The organism is Desulfitobacterium sp. (assembly GCF_982384815.1).
Map to the genome: position 1 here is coordinate 1 of NZ_CEVWNY010000139.1, position 6809 is coordinate 6809.

At 42.8% G+C, this 6809-nt stretch carries 5 protein-coding genes and 1 tRNA gene; 2 read left to right on the top strand and 4 right to left on the bottom strand.

All coding sequences use genetic code 11. The features are described 5' to 3' along the window. The 4 genes from AC1U9U_RS14715 to AC1U9U_RS14730 all read right to left on the bottom strand — a co-directional run. The coding region (locus AC1U9U_RS14715) for an acetyl-CoA decarbonylase/synthase complex subunit alpha/beta (protein ID WP_479961305.1) at positions 1-1639 on the bottom strand (1639 nt) is incomplete at its 3' end. Positions 1640-1657: 18 nt separating this feature from the next. Then, positions 1658-3676, bottom strand: a complete 2019-nt coding sequence (gene cooS / locus AC1U9U_RS14720) for an anaerobic carbon-monoxide dehydrogenase catalytic subunit (protein ID WP_479961306.1) — start codon at positions 3674-3676, stop codon at positions 1658-1660. A gap of 63 nt (positions 3677-3739) precedes the next feature. Further along, positions 3740-4507, bottom strand: coding sequence for an ATP-binding protein (locus tag AC1U9U_RS14725; RefSeq protein ID WP_479961307.1), 768 nt, complete (start codon positions 4505-4507; stop codon positions 3740-3742). 369 nt (positions 4508-4876) lie between these two features. Further along, positions 4877-5731 carry a DegV family protein gene (locus AC1U9U_RS14730; protein ID WP_479961308.1) on the bottom strand — a complete coding sequence of 285 codons (855 nt, stop codon included), beginning with the start codon at positions 5729-5731 and terminating at the stop codon, positions 4877-4879. A gap of 229 nt (positions 5732-5960) precedes the next feature. On the opposite strand from AC1U9U_RS14730, the gene AC1U9U_RS14735 reads away from it, so the two are divergent. Beyond that, positions 5961-6037: transfer RNA gene (locus tag AC1U9U_RS14735), tRNA-Pro, on the top strand. 123 nt (positions 6038-6160) lie between these two features. Further along, the gene (locus AC1U9U_RS14740) at positions 6161-6718 is read left to right on the top strand and encodes a GNAT family N-acetyltransferase (protein ID WP_479961309.1); all 558 of its coding nucleotides are present in this window, start codon (positions 6161-6163) and stop codon (positions 6716-6718) included. Positions 6719-6809 lie beyond the last annotated feature (91 nt).

The following is a 6809-nucleotide window of genomic DNA, read 5'->3' on the forward strand; positions in this document are numbered from 1 at the left end:
GTTGGTTAGGCCCGGTAGGTGTGATTTCGAAAGCTGCTTTGGCATCAAGCCAGCTCACCGCTCCGCACAGTCCTACCCGCTCCGGTGTTACGATGCAAACATGATTGGGGGCAAAGGACTGACAAAGGAGGCAAGAATAAAACTCTTCAACATTTTCATCGGTAAGGCTCTTCAAGCGGGCGTCACGGGCACGATAACGTTCACGAGCTTTTACGATATTTTCTTCTACTATTTGTTGATCGGTAATAATTGTGACTTGAACCCGGTCAACAATAGCAGGAAATTCTTGTTTAAATTTGGCCAAGAGCAGTTCGCCAATGTGTTTAATTAAGAAGCCTTTGGCTCTGGCATCCTTGGAGATACGCACCCAGCAAAGATCCCGCTGGGCTACGTGCCAGACTCCCTCACCATAGTTAGTGAAGTAGTGGATGCGGCGCTCCAGAACCCCTTCGAAGTCCTCTTGCATTTTACGGCCATAAATATCTACCATAATCCCTAGGGGAAGCCTGGTTCCTTCGGGAACAGTATCAATCTCCGGCCCGATAACCGTAACTTGGCCATCAACAACGTCATCCGGTCCAACCATGCTCACTAATTCGAAAGCAGTTGTTCTACCGCCACCGAACTCAACGTAGGTATCTCCTTTACGAATAGTTTCTCCTTCGAAGGCGGGACCAAAGTTAACCGGAATGGGGACCTCAATATTGGTAAGTTTAATGCCCCGTACTTCTAAAGCTAGGGGAACGATCTTTTCATAATCGGGCTCAGAAATATACCAATCGGGAATCTGCATATCCTCGCCTAATTCTTGGTCGGTGAGAACAGGGAAGCCCATGAAAATGGCCCCCATCTCAGCCGCTACTTTGACATCATCCAATTCCCCTAAATGGAGAACGAAGGCCCGTACCCGGCGATGCTGATAATCACGATGCTGCTCTCTTTGACCGGCGGGAATTCCCCCGAAAGCCAGACCTGCCCGGAAAGCATAGTTTACAGCATGGATAACCTGGGTAAAGTTCCCTAAGGGGAAGGCGATATAGTCCTCACCGATTTTAACGTTTTCCTCGAGAAGCTGTTCGATAACCTCATCACAGAGGAAGATCATGAAACCTTTACCCATTAGGTTATCAACGATTTTTTTCGCTGCTTGTGAATCTTTAGCCCTACCCAAAATAACGGCAACACCGGGGATGGTCCAGTCAACCATTTTAATCCCGTGTTTACGAACAATAGGGTCCCCTAAGAAACCGGTCCAAGGGGCGACTTTGGGCTCGTCATTACGGAGATAATGAATTGTTTCGATAATTTCAGCGGCATAGAGAACGGATTCCCCCCAGAGGCGGGCGTTCTCAAAAGTGAATTCCATTTTAACTTGATTTCTCAAACGATTGAGAATCGGTACAAGCTCACCAAGAGTAGTAACCTTTTCACCGGAAAGACAGGTTATGACCGGAAGGTGGTAAGCGGTGTCCGGATAGCCGATCGTTTGTTGCGGACCGTAGTCCTTAATGGCGCGGTTTAAGAGAATTTCCGCATAGCTCATGGCCGTAATTGTTCCGTCATAGGCCTTGCGGAGTAATTTTTTTGGTTCTTTCGCAGGATCTTTGATAGCATCAGCATAAATTTGCTCCATGGACATAATCACTTCCTCCTTTCCTTACCAACCTTGAGCAATAGCCGTATTGAATTTTTCGGCAGTTTGCTTATGAATTCTTAGTTTCCAGGTTCTATATTCGAGAGCATTTAAGATTTTTTGCGCAGCAATCTTTTCGTCTACTTCAAAAATGAAGTTACCACCAAATACATCATGGGCAATTTGAGTAGCAATTCCATAGATCAAATCACTGCCTTCTAAGTAGGGCATGGTTCCAACATGAGTAGGAATACCCATGGATACACAGTAAGATCCAATGGCAACAGCCTTTTCATGCATTGCCTCAGGAGCTGAAGCTGCAAAAGGAACTTTTGGTGTATCAACACCCAGTTCAGTAGCCATAGCTTGAACCAAATCCATACCGCGGCTGTTATCTACACAGGAACCGATATGGAATACCAAGGGTAATTTGGCCGCAAGCTGTGGGTTAGCTTCCTCAAGTGTTCTAATGAAGCTCTTAAGGCCTTCCCCGGCATATTTGTCCACAGCTTCGGAATTCATTAAGCCTAACTTGGCAAAGGCCCCGGCAGAACATCCTGTAGCCACTACGAAAACATCATTCTTGACGAGTTCTTTAAGAATAGAAGCGTGGGACTCGTCCTGCTGACGCTTTAAGTTGTTACAGCCTGCCATTTGTACGACGCCCTTAATTTGACCGCTCAGGATTGCATCTGTAAGCACAGAGAAAGGACGTTCAGGGTTGATTTTGGAGAAAATATCCGCCAAAGCTTCCATACTGAATCCCGCCACTAAGCTGTTACGCTCTTTAGAAAGAGCGATCTTCTTGGGATCGCGATTCTTATAAGCTTCAATCGCAATTCTCACGAGCTTTTTAGCGTCTTCTAAAGCTGATTCAGCTCTGAAGGCCAAGTGTTGTGCACTGGGAACCTTCATAATAGCTTCGGTGGTAATCATCTTGGTATGGTAGCAATCACACAATTGCTGAAGGGAAGGATAAATACATTGAATATCAACTACCATGGCATCAAGAACACCGGTTAAGACGGCCATTTCTTGAGAAGCAGAGGATGTGGCCAAATACACGCCCTCACGCATGAGCAGCTCATTACCGGTACAGCAAATACCAACGATATTAACGCCTTGAGCCCCTACTTTTTGGGCTTCGGCCTTTAATTCCCGGGCTGCGGTAACAACCATTTCGGAAAGAACAGGGTTATGGCCATGAACGGCAATGTTGACCATTTTTTCATCAATAACCCCGAGATTGGCCTCGGAAACAATCGGTTCGGGAATACCAAATAAGACATCACTAAGAGTAGTTCCGATATATTCTCCCGTTAAATCGGCAAGGGAGCCTTTTAGGCCGCCAAAAATTATATTAACCGGGTCTGCATCCACCCCTTGAGCTGTTTGCGCTAAGAGCTCGGTACAAGTACCATCGATAGAACGGGGCATGATATTGGTATCTCTGAACTTGCTTCTGCGTTGCTCAATTAAGAATGAGTCAAGGAATTTAGCAGGTTCATCTTTATATCTGCCAAAATCTTCATAAGCTGATTCCGCAACATCTTTGAGGATCTCCATATCCTCTCTGTTTAAGGTCTCGACACCGAGTTTTTCGGCTAACTTATGAAGTTTTTGTGGAGATTTGATTTCATAGTCAGCAGTCTTTCCTTCAACGAGTTCATGTACAGTATGAAGTACATGTCTCGCATGCTCCGAGTGGGATGCAGCTCCGGCAGCAATCATTCGAACTAAGTTTCTTGAAACAATTGTATATGCTGTAGCACCGCATATACCTCTGCTGGCAGGACCTTCATCAGCTTTAACCCGACAGGGTCCGGCAAGACAAATACGACAGCAAATCCCTTTATAGCCAAAGCCGCATTGGGGTTGTTGGGCTACAAAACGATCAAAGACTGTCTCCAGTTTGTTTTCTTGCGCAACTTTGAGCATTTCCAGGGTTCCCGGATCGCTTGTGCGCAATGGGTTTTTGGGGTCCACCACACGTGGCGCATTAGAGGGCCGTGCGGTGTGTGTCAAATCCCGATATCTTGGCATTGTTTAACCTCCTCTTTTTTCCTTTTGTTTTCCACCTTGTTTACGTGCTCTTAGTTATGTGCCTTATGAATCTCTCCTCTCCATTAGTTTTCTATAAATAGATTCTAGTTGGGAACCTGGAGCACCATTAGGAAAAGAAGAATTATCTGTATGAATTGACATATCAAGTAGTTCTTCACTAAAGGGAATTAACCCGAGCAGTTCTTTGTCCGTAAATTGTGCTTTAAGAAAATCTTCGTCTTTTGGTGAACGAATTTTGTTACCTACTACAGCTACTTCCGGAATTCCCAGTTCTTGAGCAAGCTTTTGAATTACCCGCACTGTATGAGTGCTGACGGTACTGGCTTCAGTGACAATAACTAAAATATCAACACCTCGGGCCGTTCCCCGGGTCAGTTGTTCAATACCTGCCCCCATATCTAAAATTACTGTGTCTTGTTCGGATAGAATCAAGGAATTGACTAAAGCATGTAAAAAACTATTTTCTTTACAGTAGCAAGAAGTACCGCCACCTTTGACATTACCCATCCTAAAAAAGCGAATGGGGCCTACTTGAATAGAGTAATCGTCTAAAATATCATCGACTTGGGGATTGAGCGGATAAAATGCACCACTACCTCCCATACGCTGCTCAATTAATTCCTTCATCTCAACGATAGGTTTCAGCTGAGCCAAAACATCCTCTGAAATACCTAAAACCGTTCCTAGACTTGCATCAGGATCAGCGTCCACGGCAATTACCCGCATTCCTTGCTCTGATAAAAAATAGGCTAAATTGGCAGCAAAAGTTGTCTTGCCAACTCCTCCCTTACCCGAAATTGCAATTTTCATCGACTTCATCTCCTATAACATTGCTAAGTGTGTAGTGTTTCACAATATTTTTTCCTGCTACATGTACTCACTATATGACAGACAAGGTTTTTTATATGACAAAACAACTGAATAATTGTATTCTCCATAAATAAATGAAATCCTCTAAAATTCTGAAAATTTTATGTTTTCTATTAAATGATTTTTTACACATACTTTAACCCAGTTCTTCAGCCATGTGAAATATAGTTCTATTAGAGTTAATATTCGCCTACGTTTCCAGGTTTTCCTTTAATTATAATAAGAAAAATGAAGTTTTAATATTCAGATATATAAAAAAACTCAGATCCCTTAGCGGAACTGAGTTAAATTAGTAATTAATTGTATATATCATTCTGACCACGGAAGGAAAGCAAGTCCTAAAGCACCTGGGCCAACATGCGTCGCAATAACAGGTCCCGCTTCAAAGATACGAATATCCTGACCCGGATATTTTTCTGAAAGCTCCTTGGCTATCTCTTTTGCTTCATCGGACGCACTTACATGAATTACCCCAATCCGATAAGACTCTTTACTGGAAAGGGCACGGTCTAATTCTGAGTAAACCCGCTGAAGCGCCCGGTTCTTTGACCGAACTTTATCAAAAACGTCGATAATTCCTTCTTCATTAAAATACAAAATGGGTTTTATCTGCAGCAAGGTGCCGAAAAGTGCTGAAGCCCCACCGATTCTGCCCCCACGATGGAGATATTCCAAGGTATCTACGATAAAATAAAGCTCGCATCTTTGGCTTATTGAAAACAGCTTAGTCATTATTTCTTGAGCACCCAAACCTTCTTCTGCCCAATCGGCTGCCGCCCAGGCCAATAGTCCTAAACCTAAAGCTGATGACCGAGAATCATAAATTTGGATGTTTTTATTACCGAGCAAGTCCTTAGCCATAACTGCTGAGGAAAAAGTGCCGCTAATTTTTTGGGATAAGTGAATACTAATAATTTCTTCATATCCATCCTTAAAGGCTTGATTATAAACTTCCAGAAACGTTCCCACAGAAGGCTGTGAGGTAGTTGAAGAGCCAGTAATATTAGCCAGTTTAGAAAAGAAGGCTGTATTTGATAACTCAGTTTCCAAGAAAGTTTCGTCACCAATATTAACATTGAGTGAAGCAAGACGAATATCGTATTTTTTAATAATATCTTGGGTTAAATAGCCTGTAGAATCCATTATAATCGCGGTTTTTCTCATTTTTCTCTCCCCCGCTCTATATATTTTGTCCATTTTTCGATTATAGGTTAAAGTATATAGGAAAAAGGACCTGCTATCAATAAAAGAGTAAAGTAAAAAACTCGCAAATTGAGCCAATTTTTTTACTTTGATACCGAGTTGTCCACCCCTCTGAATACAGTATGCATATTGCCTCGACAACTTGACAGATTGTGAGCATTTTGTTATATTATTATTTGTTCTAGAAAAACGGGGCGTGGCGCAGTTTGGTAGCGTGCTTGGTTCGGGACCAAGAGGCCGCAGGTTCGAATCCTGTCGCCCCGACCATCGATTGAATTTTCGGGCGTGTACTTTCCATGTTAGGATAAGGACACGCTTTTATGTTTAGAATACTAAAATAAATTTCACTTTATTTCCATATTACCCCAATCGTTTTCAAGGAGGATAAACATGCTTCAAGGTAAGAAAACTTTTCTCCGCCCACTAGAGCCTGATGATATTCCTATATATCAAAAATGGTATAATGATCAAGAGGTTAACTATTGGGCTAACGGTGCCTGGCCTTTAAGTACGATGTTTAGTGAAGTAGAAATTGAAGAACGCTTCTTTACTCCTTTAAAAGATCATGGTCGTTATTTGATTTTAAATGAAGACCATCTTCCAATTGGAACCACCGGCTTCCGGGATGTCAATGAACCGGCACGATCAGCTATGCTCTTTATTATCATTGGGGAAAAGAATTATTGGGGTCGTGGTTACGGAACAGATGCTTTAAAAGTTTTGATTGACTACTTATTTTATCAATGGAATTTCCATCGTTTAAGTTTAGATCTTTGGGATGGTAATCAGCGAGCTTTCCGAGCTTATGAAAAGCTGGGATTCAAGGTCGAAGGTAGGTTAAGACAAGCGCGGTTTGTCATGGGAGAGTATCATGATGCGATCCTGATGGGTTTATTACGAGATGAGTACACTCAGTTTATTAATCCTATTTATAACACTAGGGGTTGAATTTGGCTTAAACATGGAGTATGATAAGTGAGATAATTAAATACCTCTGGGGATTGGTGAAATTCCATACCGGCGGTCAAGCCCGCGAGCC

Excerpts from the sequence above, each read along its gene's own strand:
- cooS (WP_479961306.1), bottom strand. The coding sequence starts at position 3,676 with ATGCCAAGATATCGGGATTTGACACACACCGCACGGCCCTCTAATGCG.
- AC1U9U_RS14725 (WP_479961307.1), bottom strand. The coding sequence starts at position 4,507 with ATGAAAATTGCAATTTCGGGTAAGGGAGGAGTTGGCAAGACAACTTTT.
- AC1U9U_RS14730 (WP_479961308.1), bottom strand. The coding sequence starts at position 5,731 with ATGAGAAAAACCGCGATTATAATGGATTCTACAGGCTATTTAACCCAA.
- AC1U9U_RS14740 (WP_479961309.1), top strand. The coding sequence starts at position 6,161 with ATGCTTCAAGGTAAGAAAACTTTTCTCCGCCCACTAGAGCCTGATGAT.